Origin of the sequence: Marinobacter sp. F4218 (assembly GCF_019443085.1) — a bacterium.
In the GTDB taxonomy this organism is placed as follows: Bacteria; Pseudomonadota; Gammaproteobacteria; order Pseudomonadales; family Oleiphilaceae; genus Marinobacter; species Marinobacter albus.
In genome coordinates this window covers 480238-495385 of record NZ_JAHZIL010000004.1, presented here as the reverse complement: position 1 = coordinate 495385, position 15148 = coordinate 480238, and the positions used below count along the sequence as shown (strand labels likewise).

Below are 15148 nucleotides of genomic sequence, written 5' to 3'. Positions count from 1 at the left end.
ACGGCATCCTTCTCAGTATCGGCGTTTGATTCAGAAGAAGCGGGAGAAAGGTGGCTGGGGTGGCAGGATTCGAACCTGCGCATGACGGGATCAAAACCCGTTGCCTTACCACTTGGCGACACCCCAGTATCGTGCTTTTTAGGCATCATTTCAGCTCTGTTAGCTTTTTGTGTAGAGGTGAACTGTTCACCCCTTTAGCTACGAACCCCGTGACGCCGGAGGGTTTGCTTTCCCAGATAATCCGGGCTGCGGATTCTGTCGGGAAACGTCCAAATATGCAAGCCCCGGTTCCGGTTAATCTTGCAGGTCCGAATTGTGCAAGCCATTCCAGGCTTCGGTTAACCTCAGGATACAGTTTTCGAACCACATCCTCACAGTCGTTTCGGTACCTCGAGGCGTCTCCCTCAAAAGCGGGCGCTATTTTGATTCTCGGGGTGTTCCTTGTCAACCCTTCCTCGGAAAAAATCTTGCCAGTATTGATGTTGCAGGCGGGCTTCAGAATCACGAACCAGTCCTCCGGCGGGTTGGCGGGCGTCAGCTTCTCGCCAACGCTTTCGCCAAACGCGGCGCGGCCCCGCACGAATACCGGAACGTCTGCGCCGAGGGCGAGCCCGAGTTCGGCCAGTTCATCAATGGGCAGGTTCAATTGCCAGAGATGGTTCAGGCCCAGCAGCGTGGTGGCGGCGTTGGAGCTGCCTCCGCCTAGGCCGCCTCCCATGGGCAGGCGTTTGGCGACCCCGATATTGACTCCGGGCAACGGCCCGGACACGCTTGCTGCCAACGCCTTGGCTGCCCGGACGATCAGGTTTTCGTCGTCCGGTACGCCGGACACCGAGTCGGTCAGGCGAATTCCGGGCTGCTCTGGTGTCAGGGTGAAGGTGATGTCGTCGCCAAAGTCGAGAAACTGAAACAGGGTCTGCAGTTCGTGGTAGCCGTCAGGCCGGCGGCCGACGATGTGGAGAAACAGGTTCAGTTTGGCCGGTGACGGCAGGGTAAGGCTGGCGGTCACTGTTCCGCCTCGTGCCGGTTCCATTCACTGACAACCAGGCGAACACGCTTGTCGTCCTTCAGGGCGGTGATTTTCGCGGGCAGGGTGGGGTGGTCGGGCAGGAACTGCTGCCACCGGTCATAGCGGATTTCCCAGCCGGCCTGACGAATCATGGCAAGCTGGCTGCTTTCATCAAACAGCAGTCGGAAATCGTCACCTGGTGCAGGTAGGCCGCGAATCCACCAGACCAGGTGGTTCAGGGGCAGTTGCCATCCGGTGGCGGCTGCCACCAGTGCTTCAGGGTCTCCGGAGCGGTAGGTGTCGCCGCTGGGTAGTGTCAGCTCGATGAAGCCGGGTACGCCTTTGAGGGTGGTGCTGCCCATTCCGAGGAAGGAGGAAGACAGTGCCAGGTCGTAGGCTTCACCGTTCTGGATCCAATAGTTGATCAGGGCCGTGCCGCTGTCCGAAGGCTGGCGCACGGCCAGCTTACCCATCAGGCGCCAGTGATCGAAACGGCTGAGCTGCTGGCTCCGTTCAGCCCAGTTTGCGGGTGGCTGGTCAGTCATGCCCTCGGGTAGCGGTTCCAGCTGGATGGTGGTGCAGGCCCCCAGCACAGCCAGCAGTGACAGTATCAGCCAGAGGCGGAACGATTGAACCATCAAAGATCACCGTTATCGGTCAGCCGCTGGATGGTCTCCCGAAGGATATCGTGATCGGCATCCTGCTTCAGTCCTTCTTTCCAGACGATGCGGGCCTGTTCCTCGGCTCCGCTCGTCCACAGTGCCTCGCCATAGTGGGCGGCCACTTCCGGGTCCGGGTAAGCCGACCAGGCTCGGGCCAGATAATCCAGGGCCGGCTTGAGCTGCCCTTCCTGGAAAAGGACCCAGCCCATGCTGTCGAGAATGGCCGGGTTCTCCGGGTCCAGGGCCAGCGCGCGCTCAATGTAATTGCGGGCTTCGGAGAGTCGGTCAGTTCGGGTGGTCAGGATATAACCCAGGGCGTTCAGTGCCACCGCGTTGCCGGGATCCTCGTCAATGATCCGTTTGAGGTCATCCTCTGCGCGGCCTGGCTGATTGAGGGTGTCCAGCAGCATGGCGCGGGCGTAACGGATCTGGATGTTGTCGGGATGTTCTTCCAGGGCTTCGGTGGCGGTTGCCAGTGCATCCTGTTGCTGATTCTGGTCGAGCAGCAGGTTCACTTCCAGGAGCCAGAAGTTCTCAGCCTGCTGGGGGTTGGCTCCCTTGAGGTTGCGAATGTTGGCGACCGCTTCATCGAGTCGGTCGTCAGCAGCCAGCAGGGCGCTGGTCCGGGCCAGCGCCGGGAAATAGTAGTTACCCTGGGTCACACCCGAATAGTAGCCGATCGCCTGCTGGGTATTGCCGGCTTCGTCCTCGATGCGCCCCAGATAGTAGTTGGCCTCGTTGGTGTGATGGCCTTGCTGGACCAGGCTCTTCAGCTCTCTCTTTGCCAGATCGGTCTGGCCGTTCTCCAGGGCTACCAGTGCGTGGGAGAGCAGCAGGCTCGGGTTGTTCGGGTATTGTTTGGTCAGGCGGTTGAATTCGTCCTGGGCTGCCTGTAACTCGCCCTCGCCTATCAACATCCGGCCATACAGGGTGCCCATCTGGCGATTGGCCGGGAAGCGGCGGGTGTTGACCATCAGGTAGTCGAGTGCCTGTTGTTTTGCATTCGCCTGGTACAATAGGTCGCCTTTGAGGATGATTGCCGGCTGGAAGTTGGGGTGAGCCTCGAGCAACGGGTCGAGCCGGTCGAGTGCCTGCCCGGGATCGCCAATCGCTTTCAGAAGCAGGGCGATGCTGTATTCCAGTTCCGGCGAATACGGATGACGTTCCGCCAGTTCCTTATAGAGGACGAGCAATTCCTGCTGTTCTTCTGGGGGCAGGTTGCCGGCCAAGGCGGCCAGACTATCGAAATCCGCGTCGCCACCCTGATCCATGATTTTTTCCATGTGGCCGAGGGCAACGTCCAGCTCTTTTCGTTTCACGGCCTGGATGGCGGAGACCCGAAGCGCCTTCGGGTTGTCCGGATCGACTTCGAGCCAGAGGTCCGCAAGCTGCTTCTGGGCGTTATCCCCGTTCAGGGACTGGGCAATCCGCATGGCGCGTTCGATGACGCCAGGGTCCCGGGATTTCTGGGCCGCCTTCAGGTAGTTGACTAGGGTGACGTCGAAGCGGCCTCGCTGGGCGGCAATCTCTCCGGATAATAGAAGGTAGAGAACTTCCGGCTCGAAGTCAGCGTACTGGATGCTGTCTTCACTGGGAGCTTCTGCCTTGGAAGTGGCGGGCTCTTCTGTGTCCGGTGCTTCCTTGGGGCCCGTGAGGCCGGCACAGCCTGCGAGAGAGAGGCCAATCAGGCAGCTAACCAAAAACGGTGCGGATTTGTGCATGCAACTTCCCGTGAATCTGTCGACAACGCATCAGAAATAATTGCCAATCTGCTACTTTTTTTGAGCTGGATCGGCTCGTGGCCTCGGCCGGTTCCCTATAATGGCATAAGCGTCTGATCTTGCCCAACCTGTCCGCACTTGCCGAAGCGCTCAGGCATTTGGGTGGCAGTGGAGGGCGCTGACCGTTAAAATGTCGGCAAATACCCCCTGTTCGCATAAGGTTGTTCACCTACGAGATGGCACTTGTAACGCTCGGAATCAATCATCGCACCGCTCCGGTCGAGTTGCGCGAACGCGTTGCGTTCACGCCCGAGCGCATGGCCGAGGCGTTTGCCGAGTTGCGGGCTGCGTCGGGTGCGTCTGAAGCGGCCATCCTCTCAACCTGCAACCGCACCGAGCTCTACCTCGCCGGCGACGACGACTGTGCCCCATCGGTGTTGCGCTGGCTCGCTGGATTCCATGATCTGGATGCCGCCGAGCTGGAACAGTCTCTTTATGTGCACCGCGATGCCGACGCAGTCCGGCACGTCATGCGGGTAGCGGCGGGGCTGGATTCGATGGTTCTGGGAGAGCCACAGATTCTTGGCCAATTGAAAGACGCCTACGCCCTGGCCAGGGAAAACGACGCCAGCGGATCGTTTCTGTCCCGGTTGTTCGAGCAGACCTTTTCGGTGGCCAAACGCGTGCGCACCCAGACCGCGATCGGCGAAAACCCGGTGTCGGTGGCCTACGCTGCCGTCAGCATGGCACACCACATCTTTGCGGACTTGGCCCGCAACAAGGCGTTGCTGATCGGTGCCGGCAAGACCATTGAGCTGGTGGCGCGACACCTTTCCGACGCCGGGGTGAAAGACTTTCTGGTTGCCAATCGCACGCTGGAGCGGGCCCAGGAGCTGGCGCAGTCCTACGGCGGCAAGGGCATCCTGCTCTCGGAAATCCCCGACCACCTGACTGACGTCGACATCATCATCTCCTCGACCGCCAGCCCCCTGCCGATTCTGGGCAAGGGGGCGGTCGAGCGCGCGTTGAAGAAGCGCAAGCACAGGCCTTATTTCATGGTGGATATCGCTGTGCCCCGGGACATTGAACCGGAAGTGGCCTCCTTGGCAGATGTCTATCTTTATACCGTGGACGATTTGCGCCTGGTTATTGAAGAAAATATCCGGTCTCGCGAGGGAGCCGCCCGGGAGGCCGAAAACCTGGTGGCCGCTGGCGTGCAGGATTTCCTGAACCAGCTACGTGCCCTGGACGCCGTATCTACCCTCAAGCAGTTCCGTCAGCGCGCCGAAATCCTGCGCGACACCGAAACTGAAAAAGCTCTGCGCACGCTTCGCAACGGCGGCGATCCGGAAACGGTACTGCGCAGTCTGGCTCGAGGCCTTACCAACAAACTTCTGCATGAACCGTCGGTTCAGGTCCGCAAGGCGACCACCGAAGGGCGTCCCGAGGTGACCGAATGGCTGCGTGAATTGCACCAGCTGGATGTTCTTGAGGCAGACGAGCCGACCACCCCGGAAAAACTATGAAACCATCGATCCAATCCCGCCTCGAACAGCTCACTGACAGGTTCGAGGAGGTCAGCGCGTTGCTCAGCGATCCCTCCGTTATTTCCAATCAGAACCAGTTCCGTGATCTTTCCCGGGAGTTCTCGGAGATTGAACCGATCGTGCATTGCTTTGAGGCATGGCGCCGTTCTCTCGATGACATCGAGGAAGCCAGGGAGCTGGCGAAAGACAGCGACGCAGACATGCGTGAGATGGCCGCCGATGAATTGGACGCGGCCCAGCATAAGAGCGAAGAGCTGGACGAAGAATTGCAGCGCCTGATGCTGCCCAAGGACCCCAACGACAGCAAGAGTATCTTTCTGGAGATCCGTGCCGGTACCGGCGGCGACGAAGCCGCTATTTTCGCCGGCGACCTGTTCCGGATGTACAGTCGGTATGCCGAGCGCCGCCGTTGGCAGGTGGAGGTCCTGAGTGAGAGTGAGGGTGAGCACGGTGGCTACAAGGAGATTATCGCCCGGGTAGCCGGCGAAGGGGTCTACGGTGCCATGAAGTTCGAATCCGGTGCCCATCGGGTGCAGCGGGTGCCGGAAACCGAATCCCAGGGCCGTATTCATACCTCGGCCTGCACGGTGGCGGTGATGCCGGAAGCAGATGAAGCCGAGGCCGTGGAAATCAACAAGGGCGACCTCCGGGTCGACACTTTCCGGGCATCGGGAGCCGGTGGTCAGCACGTCAACAAGACCGACTCGGCCATCCGGATTACACACCTGCCCACGGGTATCGTGGTGGAGTGCCAGGAAGAGCGTTCCCAGCACAAGAACCGCGCCAAGGCCCTGAGTTTTCTGGCGTCCCGGCTGCAGAATGCGGAGATAGAGCGTCAGCAGAAATCGGTGGCTGAGACTCGCAAGAGCCTGGTGGGCAGTGGCGACCGTTCCGAGCGTATCCGTACCTATAACTTCCCCCAGGGCCGGGTCACCGACCACCGCATCAATCTTACCCTGTATAAGCTGGATGAGGTCGTGTCCGGGGATCTGGATGCGGTTATTGTTCCTCTGCAGCAGGAACATCAGACTGAGCTCCTGGCCTCCCTTGCCGATGACCAGTAAACCTTCACTGACCTGTGAGAGCCTGTTGCAGGAGGCGGCACGACGTATTGCCGGTGAAACCCCGAGACTGGACGCGGAACTGCTGCTGAGCCACGTAACCCGGCTTGGCCGGACCAGTTTCCGGGCCTGGCCGGAGCAGGAGATTTCCGCCACCCATGCGGCCCGATTCGAGGAACTGGTGTCCAAACGGGTGAACGGAACACCCGTTGCCTACCTGCTTGGAAACCAGGAATTCTGGTCCCTTCCTTTACACGTCAGTTCATCCACGCTGATTCCCCGGCCCGACACCGAATGCCTGGTAGAGGCAGCGCTCAGCCTGCCACTTCCGGTCAGTGCCCGGGTGCTGGATCTGGGGACTGGCACCGGTGCCATTGCCCTGGCGCTGGCCAGCGAACACCGGGAATGGCAGGTGAGCGCCTGCGACTGTGTGCCAGAGGCGGTGGAGCTGGCGCAGCGGAATGCCCGGGAACTGGGCCTTCCGGTCAGTGTGACGCAGAGTTCCTGGTTTCGGGGGCTGAGCGGCGGGCCGTTCGATCTGGTCGTCTCTAACCCGCCTTATATTGCCGCCGAGGACCACCACCTTGAACAGGGCGATGTCCGCTTTGAGCCGGCTTCGGCGCTCGTGTCCGGTGCCGATGGTCTGGACGATCTGCGAGTGATCATCAATGAATCCCCGGACTGGCTCGAGGCAGGAGGCTGGTTACTGGTGGAACACGGTTTCGACCAGGCCGCAGCGGTTCGTGCGCTGTTCGAAGCCCGGGGATTCGTGGCGGTTGAAAGCCGGAAGGACTACGGTAATCAAGAGCGAATGACACTGGGGCAGTGGCCACAGGGCGCTGCCTTGCCGGATCAGGAAACAGGAGACCAAGATGCTCAGTGATGACGAGCTGCTTCGCTACAGCCGACAAATACTGATGCCCCGATTCGACGTGGCCGGCCAGGAAAAACTGAAATCCGGCCGGGTGCTGGTTCTTGGTGCCGGCGGCCTGGGCTGCCCGGTAGCACTTTACCTGGGCGCTGCGGGCGTCGGACAGATGACGCTCGTGGATGATGATGACATTGAGCTGGCAAACCTCCAGCGCCAGATTGGTTTCGAGCAGTCGGAGCTGGGCGACTCCAAGGCGGAGGCGCTGGCGGCCCGCGTACGCCGGATCAACCCCCTGGTTTCTGTCACCGCACTGAACCAGCGCCTGGACGGCGATGCCCTGGACCGGGCCGTGGAAGAGGCCAGCCTGGTGGTGGACTGCAGTGACAATTTTGCCACCCGTTTTGCCCTTAATCGCGCCTGTGTTGCCGCCGGCGTGCCGCTGGTATCCGGTGCGGCTATTCGAGGTGAGGGGCAGTTATCAGTTTACGATTCCCGGGATGAAAGCAGCCCCTGTTACCACTGCCTCTACCCTGAGCAGGGCAACGAGGACCTGACCTGCTCGGAGGCTGGTGTGATCGCGCCCCTTGTGGGCATGATCGGAGCAGCCCAGGCGATGGAAGCAATCAAGGTGATCTCCGGAGTTGGCCGGCCGCTGATTGGCCGGCTTCTGATTCTGGATGCCTGGGACATGCAGTGGCGCGAGATGAAGCTGGCCCGGGATCCGGAATGTCCTGTATGCAGACCTTCGTAATCGGATAGCATCGGACTGGAAGGCCTCTCCAAAACCGTGCGGAGCCATGGATGGCGGAGCCGAGCGGACAGGGAGGTATTCACAGCGTGTTTTGGAGAGGTCTTTCGGTTCGCTGTTGCACCAGTCCCGAATTCACTCCTTTAATGCCTGAAACTTCGCAATAGCCTCCTTCCGGCTTTCCTTCAGGTCTACGATCGGTTTCGGATAACCGCCGGGAATCACGCCGCCTTTGCCGGGATCGTGAATGCGTTTGGCGTCAAGCTTTGCCAGCTCGGGCACCCACTGGCGGATAAAATCGCCCTTCGGATCAAAGCGCTCGCTCTGGGTCACCGGATTGAAGACCCGGAAATAGGGCGCGGCGTCCGTTCCCGTTGACGCGCTCCATTGCCAGCCACCGTTGTTTGACGCCAGGAAGCCGTCCACGAGCCTGGACATGAAATAGGCTTCGCCCAGGCGCCAGTCGATGAACAGGTTCTTGGTCAGGAACATGGCGGTGACCATGCGCAGGCGGTTATGCATCCAGCCGGTTTCATTCAACTGGCGCATGGCTGCATCGACGATGGGAATGCCGGTATTCCCCGCCTTCCAGGCTTCAAACTTCTCGCCCGGGGTATTCCACACCAGGGCTTCGGTTTCCGGCTTGAACGCCCGATGCATACTGACCCGGGGATAGTGGTACAGGATGTTGATGTAGAAATCCCGCCAGGCGATCTCGTTGATCCAGGTCATCAGTCCTTCCTGGTTGCCGCCCATGCCCTGGGCCTGACGCGCGGCCAGGAGGCACTGGCGGCCGGAAAGGACGCCGTTGGCCAGGTAGGGGGAGAGCTGGCTGGTGCCGTCAATGGCGGGGAAGTCGCGATCGTTCTTGTAAGCTCCGGCCCGTTCGCCCAGGAACGACTCCAGTTGGCTGTGGGCCGCATCCTCACCGGTTTCCACCAGTGCCGGTGGTGCATCCCGGAACGGCTCCGGGATGTCGTCCATCCGTTCAGGGTTGATTGGAGTACCCTGGGCCGGCGGGATCGGGAATGCAACCGGTTGGGTTTCCTCGACCCAACTGCGCCAGCGTCGCGAAAAGGGAGTGAAAACGGAATAGGGCTCCTGCTGCTGGGTGAGTATTTCGCCCACCGGTGCCACGGTCTGATCGCGATACTTGCTGACCCCGATGTCCAGATTGTCCAGCCGGTGTTTCAGAGCCTTGTCCCGTCGCCGTTCGTTGACGCCGTACTCCTCGTTGAGGTGCACCCGGGAAATGTCGTTGTCGCGACAGAACTGCTCGAGCCGGTCCACGCTGTCCTCGAATCGCTTGGCCATGATGAATGTCAGCGGAATGCCCAGTTTGGCGAGTTCCTCGGACAGCGCGTTGGCGTGAGCGATGACAAACTGCGCTCGCGCGGGCGACCAGTCGTGCTCCAACCATTGCTCTGGGGTCACTAGAAAACAGGCGCGTAACTCGGATGCTTCCTTGCAGGCGGCAGTGAGAGCAGGGTTGTCAGCAATCCGGAGGTCGTTCCGGAACCAGACCAGATGTTTCATGGGAAGTCCTGTGTCGCGTTGTGCATCCGGGCATAAGGGTAAATACATGCCAGTGTTTCAATAAAATCACAGACTTGGATATTCGCTGAGGTGCCATGATTGGATTATAGTAAGTTGAAATTGCCCGCAAGACTGTAAGGAGAAACGTGGCGCAGATGGAATCCGAAACCGAAGGGCGGCGTGATGGCGTATGGGCCCAGCCCTATCACTTGGCTTCCGGGCAGACCCAGTACCACCAGTTAGGGCAGGTACGCCTCTGGGTGACCCTGCTGGATCAGGAATGGCAGGTTCGCGCCCAGACGATGGAGCCGGACACCGATCCGGTGACCTGGACTGAAACCGTTGGTCATACGCTGCCATCATCCGATGTGCCGCTCCAGCGTTTTATTCGCTCGGGTGAAGCCGAAACGGTTACATTCATCCCCGCTGTTGCCGCCCTGCCTACCGTGATTCGTCCCTATCAGTCACTCACGATTCCAGCCGACGGGAGCTGCGTCATCTACGTTGGTACAGTGCTCTGGATGAAAGTCTGCGTCGGCAAAGAGCAAACCGTGCTGACCGAGGTTCCCCTCGGTGTCCCGTCATTGACGTGGGTTGGGCGCAATACCATGGAGGGGGAACTGTGTTATTCCTCGTCCAGCTATGCCCGTCTGGTCCTTGAAGCCGTGCCTAAACGGCCCTGGCGCGCAGTTACACCCGTGACCATCGTCAACCGGCGCGAGGAACCGTTGCTGCTGGAGCGTTTCAGCCTGCCGACGCCGTTGCTATCCCTGCACCTGAATGAGCGGGGCCAGTTATGGACCCCCGGCGTGACGGTGGAGTGCGAAACCGAAATGAACTCGGCGAGCCTGCGCGTGGAGCACACGCTGCTGGCGGAAGCCGGTCCGTGTCGGCAAGTCGGGCCGGCCCGTGAAAACATGGCCCGGGGCAGACTTGTCCGGGCCTTTGATCGAATGTTTGGTTAATCCCCTAGGGAGTCGAAGTCTTGTTGGAGCAGATTCAAACCGGCGCCATGTCGGTACTCAACGGTGTTGCCTGGGGAACGTGGGTCAATTCGATTTTTCTGATGCTGCTCGGGTTGGTGCTGGCGTCACTGGCGGCCCGAAGCATCACCCGTTTCATGTCCCAGAGGAGCACCCGGCACCATACCGTCATGGTTCGCCGCCTGGTGTTCTATCTCATTGTCTTGCTGTTTGCCTTTGCCGCGCTCCGGGAAGCCGGATTCTCGCTCGATGTGGTACTTGGCGCGGCAGGGATTCTGACGGTTGCCATCGGCTTTGCCTCCCAGACCTCCGCGTCCAACATGATCAGTGGCCTGTTTCTGCTGGTGGAGAAGCCCTTTGAAATTGGCGATTTGATCGAGGTCGACGCAACCCTCGGCGAAGTGGTCGGTATCGACATGCTGAGCGTGAAGTTGCGCACACCGGACAATCTGTACGTGCGTATTCCCAATGAGACCCTGATCAAGACGCGAGTGGTGAACCGATCCCGGTTTCCCATTCGTAGGCTCGACCTGACGGTGGGGATTGCCTACGCTGAAGATGTGGAACGAGTCGAAGCTCTGTTGTTAAGGCTGGCGGAAAAGAACCCTGTTTGCCTGGAGGAGCCCAAGCCATTTGTGCTGGTGACCGCGTTCGGACCGTCGTCTGTGGATCTGCAGTTTTCCTTCTGGGTACCCAAGGACAAAGTGCTGGATGGGCGCAGCAGTATCATGGTGGCGATCAAGAAAGCGCTGGATCGGGAAAACATCGAGATACCTTTTCCGCACACCAGTGTCTATGCGGGTAGCCATTCCGAGCCCTTCCGTGTGCAGCTGCTGGGGCCGGAGACACTTGTTAACAAGGAACCACTGGATGTCGACGAAGACCGTTGAAGTGATCAAACCGATCCCTCCTAAACCCAACGAAAACAAGGTAGGCCTTGGCTGGCGGGAGTGGGTCGCCCTCCCGGATCTGGATATCAGCCGTATCAAGGCCAAGGTGGATACCGGCGCACGCACCTCGTGTCTGCATACCTTCCGCACGGAACCCTACACCGAGAATGGCGAGCGCCGGGTCCGGTTCTGGGTCCACCCGGTGCAGAATGACATGCACAATGTTGTGGAGTGCGATGCCAAGGTGCTGGATGAACGCAACGTGTCGGACTCGGGCGGGCACAAAGAAATCCGCCTGGTGATTGAGACCACTCTGGTGGTGGGTGATCAGAGCTGGCCCATTGAAATGACACTGACCAACCGGGACTCCATGCGCTTCCGGATGCTGCTGGGGCGCACCGCCATGTCCGGTCGCTCTGTGGTTTACCCCGAAGCTTCTTATCTTGCCGGTGAACCGGCCCTAAGGACTGAAAAATGAGAATTGCGGTTTTGTCGCGCAACAAGAACCTGTATTCCACCCGTCGTCTGGTGGAAGAGGGCATCAATCGGGGACATGAGGTGCGGGTGATTGACTGTCTGCACTGTTCCATGAACATTACCTCGGCCAAACCCCAGATCCACTACCACGAGGAAGTGCTGGAGAACTACGATGTCGTTATCCCGCGTATCGGTGCCTCCGTTACTTTCTACGGAACGGCGGTGTTGCGCCAATTCGAGATGATGGGTGTATTCCCGGTGAACGAATCCGTGGCCATTACCCGTTCGAGGGACAAGTTGCGTTCCCTGCAGCTGTTGGCCCGCAAAGGCGTGGGGATGCCGGTGACGGGGTTCGCCAACAAGCCCGATAACGTGCCGGAGCTGCTGAAAATGGTGGGAGGGGCACCGGTGGTGATCAAGCTGCTGCAGGGTACCCAGGGCATTGGTGTGGTGCTGGCCGAGACCCGCAAAGCTGCCGAGAGCGTCATCGAAGCCTTTATGGGCCTGAAGGCCGACATTCTGGTTCAGGAATTCATCAAGGAAGCCGGTGGCGCCGACATTCGGTGTTTCGTCATTGGTGACAAGGTGATCGCCGCGATGAAGCGACAGGGAGCGGAGGGCGAGTTCCGTTCCAACCTGCACCGAGGCGGCAGCGCGTCGCTGGTGCGTATTACCCCCGAAGAGCGTCGAACCGCGATCACGGCCGCTAAGTCCATGGGCCTGAATGTGGCGGGTGTGGATCTGCTGCGTTCCAGTCGTGGTCCCCTGGTGATGGAGGTGAACTCTTCTCCGGGCCTTGAGGGGATTGAGAACGCCACCGGCAAAAACGTTGCCGGCATGATCATCAACTGGACTGAAAAGAATCAGCAGCCGTGGAAAACCAGAACGAAGGGAAGGGGCTGATGTATGGCCCGTGCGCCCTTTGAGATAGCCGGAAACCAGATCAAAGCCGGGACCCGGGAAACCGTCGAAGTCCCCGTTGCCAAACTCTACACCCACACCCCCCTGCATATCCCGGTGGAAGTGGTCCACGGTCGCCGGGACGGGCCCGTGCTCATGGTCTGCGGCGCCATTCATGGCGATGAAATCAACGGCGTCGAGATTGTCCGGCGGGTGCTGACCAATTCCGCCCTGCGCCACCTGCGAGGAACGCTGGTGGCGGTACCCATTGTCAATATCTTCGGATTCGTACAGCGCACCCGATATTTGCCGGACCGGCGGGACCTGAACCGGTGTTTCCCGGGTAGTGAGTCGGGTTCGCTGGGTGGGCGCATTGCCTACCTGTTGCGCACCCAGATCATGGAGAAGGTGACGCACATTATCGACCTGCACACCGGAGCAATTCACCGTTTCAACCTTCCGCAAATACGGGCCGAACTGAAAAATCCGGAAACGGTCCGAATGGCAGAAGCATTCGGTGCCCCAATTATCATAAATGCCGGGCTGCGCGAGGGCAGTCTTCGGGCCTATGCCGATTCACAGGATATTCCGGTGATTACCTTTGAGGGAGGCGAGGCGCTGCGTTTCGATGATGTGGTGATTGGCAGCGGTGTGAAGGGCGTGATCCGGGTGATGCGCGAACTGGAAATGGTGCCCGCCAAGAAGGGGCCGAAGGCACCGAAAAAACGGTCGGAAACCGCCGCCAACTCCCTGTGGGTGAGGGCGGATATCGACGGCATCATGAGGCCCGTCGCCCGCCTGGGGCAGAAGGTCCGAAAAGGGCAGCGGCTGGCGATGGTCGCCGATCCCTTCGGAGAATCTGAAACCGCCGTGGTGTCACCCTGCTCCGGTATCGTTATCTGCGTGAACAACCTGCCGCTGGTCAACGAGGGCGAGGCGATTTATCACGTGGCCCGGTTCGACGAGCTCGGCGAGGCGGAAAAAGCCATGGATTATTTCCGGAGTAGCTATGAGAGTGATGTTGGCGACGATGTGGTTCCGGTTCACCCGTGGGATGATCGGCAGAGATAAACACGAGGACGGCTATGATCTGGGAGCAGACATTTATTGACTTGGCGCCGCTTCCGAGGGGCTTTCACCTGGTAACGGACCAGATCATTGCCCGGTCGCCGGACCTCAGCACCTGCGAAGTGGGTCTGTTGCATCTGTTTATCCAGCACACGTCCGCGTCGCTGGCGGTTAACGAGAACGCCGATCCCGACGTGCGCGGCGATCTTGAGCGGCACTTCAACGTGATGGTGCCCGAGAACGCCCCACACTACGAGCATGTGATGGAAGGGCCGGACGATATGCCGGCCCACATCAAGAACATTCTGATCGGCCCTTCCCTGACGCTGCCGGTCAACCACGGCCGGCTGGCGCTCGGTACCTGGCAGGGCATCTATCTCTGTGAACATCGGGATCGTGCCGGTGGGCGTCGACTGGTGGCGACCCTGCAGGGTCGTTAATCCGCCCGATTAATGCAGTCCTCCCTCGCAGTTCCCATTCCCCGAGTCGACCAGGTGTGTATTTCCACCCATTGCTCCTGAAAGATGGGTGAGATTACACCCATTTTTCGCCAGAAACGGTCCATGATTTTCTGGAATCCCTTGTTTTAAATGAATTTTTCGGATGTGGTCTGCTCTTTGCTCCCTTGTGTACCACCGGAGTTCCCAAGGCTCCGTCAAGCACCCAACAAACAAAATGAAACGGGGAGCACTCTCTATGAAAACCCAAGCTGTAATGGCGGCGGCGTTCGCCTCCACTCTCGTTGTTGCAAACCCTGCAGTTGCCCAGGACCGTTCTGAATGGCCGGATAACTTCACCGTTGGCACCGCAAGTCAGGGGGGAACCTACTTCGCCTATGGCTCAGGGTGGGCCAACTTCGTTGCCGAAAACCTGAATGTTTCTGGCGGTGCCGAAATCACCGGCGGTCCGATGCAGAACATGGCACTGGTTCACACCGGCGACCTGAAATTCGGCCTGACCACCATGGGCCCGGCCCGGGAATCTATGGAGGGCAACAGCCCGCTGGCTCCCGGCATGAAAATGGACAACGTCTGCGCCATGTTCCCGATGTACGAAACCCCGTTCTCGGTGACCGCGCTGTCCAGTTCCGGTATTACCTCCATCGACGACATTCCTGACGGTGCCACCATCGGTTTCGGTCCGGCGGGCTCCACATCCGACACCTATTTCCCGCGCATGATGGAAACCCTGGGTGTGGATTTTGAGCGTCGCAATGGCAGTTGGTCCGATCTGGGCGGTCAGCTGCAGGACGGCCTGATTGACGTGGTAGCGTTTGCTGCGGGGATTCCGATTCCGGCGGTCAGCCAGCTGGAGGTCCAGACCGATGTGAATATCATCAGCATGAACGATGCCGAGGCCAAGAAAGTTATCAACAACTTTCCGGTTTCCGAGTTCGTGATCCCGGCCAGCACCTATCAGTCCCTGAACGAGCCGTCCCGCGTGGTGTCTATGTGGAACTTCGCCATGGTGAACTGCGACATGCCGGAAAGCTTTGTGTATGAAATCACCAAGCTGACCATGGAGAACAACGACAAGATGGTCTCCATCCACAAGGCAGCGCAGAACTCCGTTCCCGAGAATTACACCAAGAACAATGTCCTGCCCTGGCATCCCGGTGCAGCTCGCTGGTTCAACGAGAACGGTTACCCGATCGAAGACAGCATGATCAAGTAGT

At 59.6% G+C, this 15148-nt stretch carries 15 protein-coding genes and 1 tRNA gene; 11 read left to right on the top strand and 5 right to left on the bottom strand.

The features are described 5' to 3' along the window. Nucleotides 1-51: 51 nt before the first annotated feature. The 4 genes from K0B93_RS17600 to K0B93_RS17585 all read right to left on the bottom strand — a co-directional run bounded on the left by K0B93_RS17600 (nucleotide 52) and on the right by K0B93_RS17585 (nucleotide 3392). Nucleotides 52-126: transfer RNA gene (locus tag K0B93_RS17600), tRNA-Gln, on the bottom strand. A 19-nt stretch (nucleotides 127-145) separates the two neighbouring features. Continuing rightward, nucleotides 146-1033, bottom strand: a complete 888-nt coding sequence (gene ispE, locus K0B93_RS17595) for a 4-(cytidine 5'-diphospho)-2-C-methyl-D-erythritol kinase (RefSeq protein WP_219868562.1) — start codon at nucleotides 1031-1033, stop codon at nucleotides 146-148. Next, nucleotides 1006-1647 (bottom strand): lipoprotein insertase outer membrane protein LolB, encoded by a 642-nt coding sequence (gene lolB, locus K0B93_RS17590; RefSeq protein ID WP_219868561.1) that lies wholly within the window; start codon nucleotides 1645-1647, stop codon nucleotides 1006-1008. The genes ispE and lolB overlap by 28 nt, the downstream gene beginning before the upstream one ends. Then, nucleotides 1647-3392, bottom strand: a complete 1746-nt coding sequence (locus tag K0B93_RS17585) for a tetratricopeptide repeat protein (RefSeq protein WP_219868560.1) — start codon at nucleotides 3390-3392, stop codon at nucleotides 1647-1649. Before K0B93_RS17585 ends, lolB begins: the two co-directional genes overlap by 1 nt. Nucleotides 3393-3628: 236 nt before the next feature. On the opposite strand from K0B93_RS17585, the gene hemA reads away from it, so the two are divergent. From hemA to K0B93_RS17565, 4 genes are read left to right on the top strand one after another with little or no spacing between them, the layout of a single operon-like run. Then, nucleotides 3629-4918, top strand: a complete 1290-nt coding sequence (hemA, locus tag K0B93_RS17580; RefSeq protein ID WP_219868559.1) for a glutamyl-tRNA reductase — start codon at nucleotides 3629-3631, stop codon at nucleotides 4916-4918. Next, complete coding sequence (prfA, locus tag K0B93_RS17575) at nucleotides 4915-6003, top strand: peptide chain release factor 1 (protein WP_219868558.1); 1089 nt, start codon at nucleotides 4915-4917, stop codon at nucleotides 6001-6003. Before hemA ends, prfA begins: the two co-directional genes overlap by 4 nt. Beyond that, the gene (gene prmC, locus K0B93_RS17570) at nucleotides 5993-6883 is read left to right on the top strand and encodes a peptide chain release factor N(5)-glutamine methyltransferase (RefSeq protein WP_219868557.1); all 891 of its coding nucleotides are present in this window, start codon (nucleotides 5993-5995) and stop codon (nucleotides 6881-6883) included. Before prfA ends, prmC begins: the two co-directional genes overlap by 11 nt. Continuing rightward, complete coding sequence (locus tag K0B93_RS17565; protein ID WP_219868556.1) at nucleotides 6873-7622, top strand: HesA/MoeB/ThiF family protein; 750 nt, start codon at nucleotides 6873-6875, stop codon at nucleotides 7620-7622. The genes prmC and K0B93_RS17565 overlap by 11 nt, the downstream gene beginning before the upstream one ends. Before the next feature lie 132 nt (nucleotides 7623-7754). Here K0B93_RS17565 and phrB read toward each other — a convergent pair whose 3' ends face one another. Next, the gene (gene phrB / locus K0B93_RS17560; RefSeq protein WP_219868555.1) at nucleotides 7755-9155 is read right to left on the bottom strand and encodes a deoxyribodipyrimidine photo-lyase; all 1401 of its coding nucleotides are present in this window, start codon (nucleotides 9153-9155) and stop codon (nucleotides 7755-7757) included. Nucleotides 9156-9310: 155 nt separating this feature from the next. Here phrB and K0B93_RS17555 point away from each other — a divergent pair, with 155 nt between their 5' ends. The 7 genes from K0B93_RS17555 to K0B93_RS17525 all read left to right on the top strand — a co-directional run bounded on the left by K0B93_RS17555 (nucleotide 9311) and on the right by K0B93_RS17525 (nucleotide 15147). Then, the gene (locus tag K0B93_RS17555; RefSeq protein ID WP_219868554.1) at nucleotides 9311-10120 is read left to right on the top strand and encodes a hypothetical protein; all 810 of its coding nucleotides are present in this window, start codon (nucleotides 9311-9313) and stop codon (nucleotides 10118-10120) included. Between the two features lie 47 nt (nucleotides 10121-10167). Next, nucleotides 10168-11028, top strand: coding sequence for a mechanosensitive ion channel family protein (locus K0B93_RS17550; RefSeq protein WP_219868686.1), 861 nt, complete (start codon nucleotides 10168-10170; stop codon nucleotides 11026-11028). Then, nucleotides 11009-11506 (top strand): ATP-dependent zinc protease, encoded by a 498-nt coding sequence (locus K0B93_RS17545; protein ID WP_219868553.1) that lies wholly within the window; start codon nucleotides 11009-11011, stop codon nucleotides 11504-11506. Before K0B93_RS17550 ends, K0B93_RS17545 begins: the two co-directional genes overlap by 20 nt. Continuing rightward, a complete protein-coding gene (rimK, locus tag K0B93_RS17540; protein WP_219868552.1) occupies nucleotides 11503-12408 on the top strand; it encodes a 30S ribosomal protein S6--L-glutamate ligase in 906 nt (301 codons plus the stop codon). The genes K0B93_RS17545 and rimK overlap by 4 nt, the downstream gene beginning before the upstream one ends. A gap of 3 nt (nucleotides 12409-12411) precedes the next feature. Beyond that, nucleotides 12412-13476 (top strand): succinylglutamate desuccinylase/aspartoacylase family protein, encoded by a 1065-nt coding sequence (locus K0B93_RS17535; RefSeq protein WP_219868551.1) that lies wholly within the window; start codon nucleotides 12412-12414, stop codon nucleotides 13474-13476. Nucleotides 13477-13490: 14 nt separating this feature from the next. Next, a complete protein-coding gene (locus tag K0B93_RS17530) occupies nucleotides 13491-13913 on the top strand; it encodes a secondary thiamine-phosphate synthase enzyme YjbQ (RefSeq protein WP_219868550.1) in 423 nt (140 codons plus the stop codon). Nucleotides 13914-14169: 256 nt separating this feature from the next. Further along, nucleotides 14170-15147 (top strand): TAXI family TRAP transporter solute-binding subunit, encoded by a 978-nt coding sequence (locus tag K0B93_RS17525; protein ID WP_219868549.1) that lies wholly within the window; start codon nucleotides 14170-14172, stop codon nucleotides 15145-15147. Nucleotide 15148: the final 1 nt, after the last annotated feature.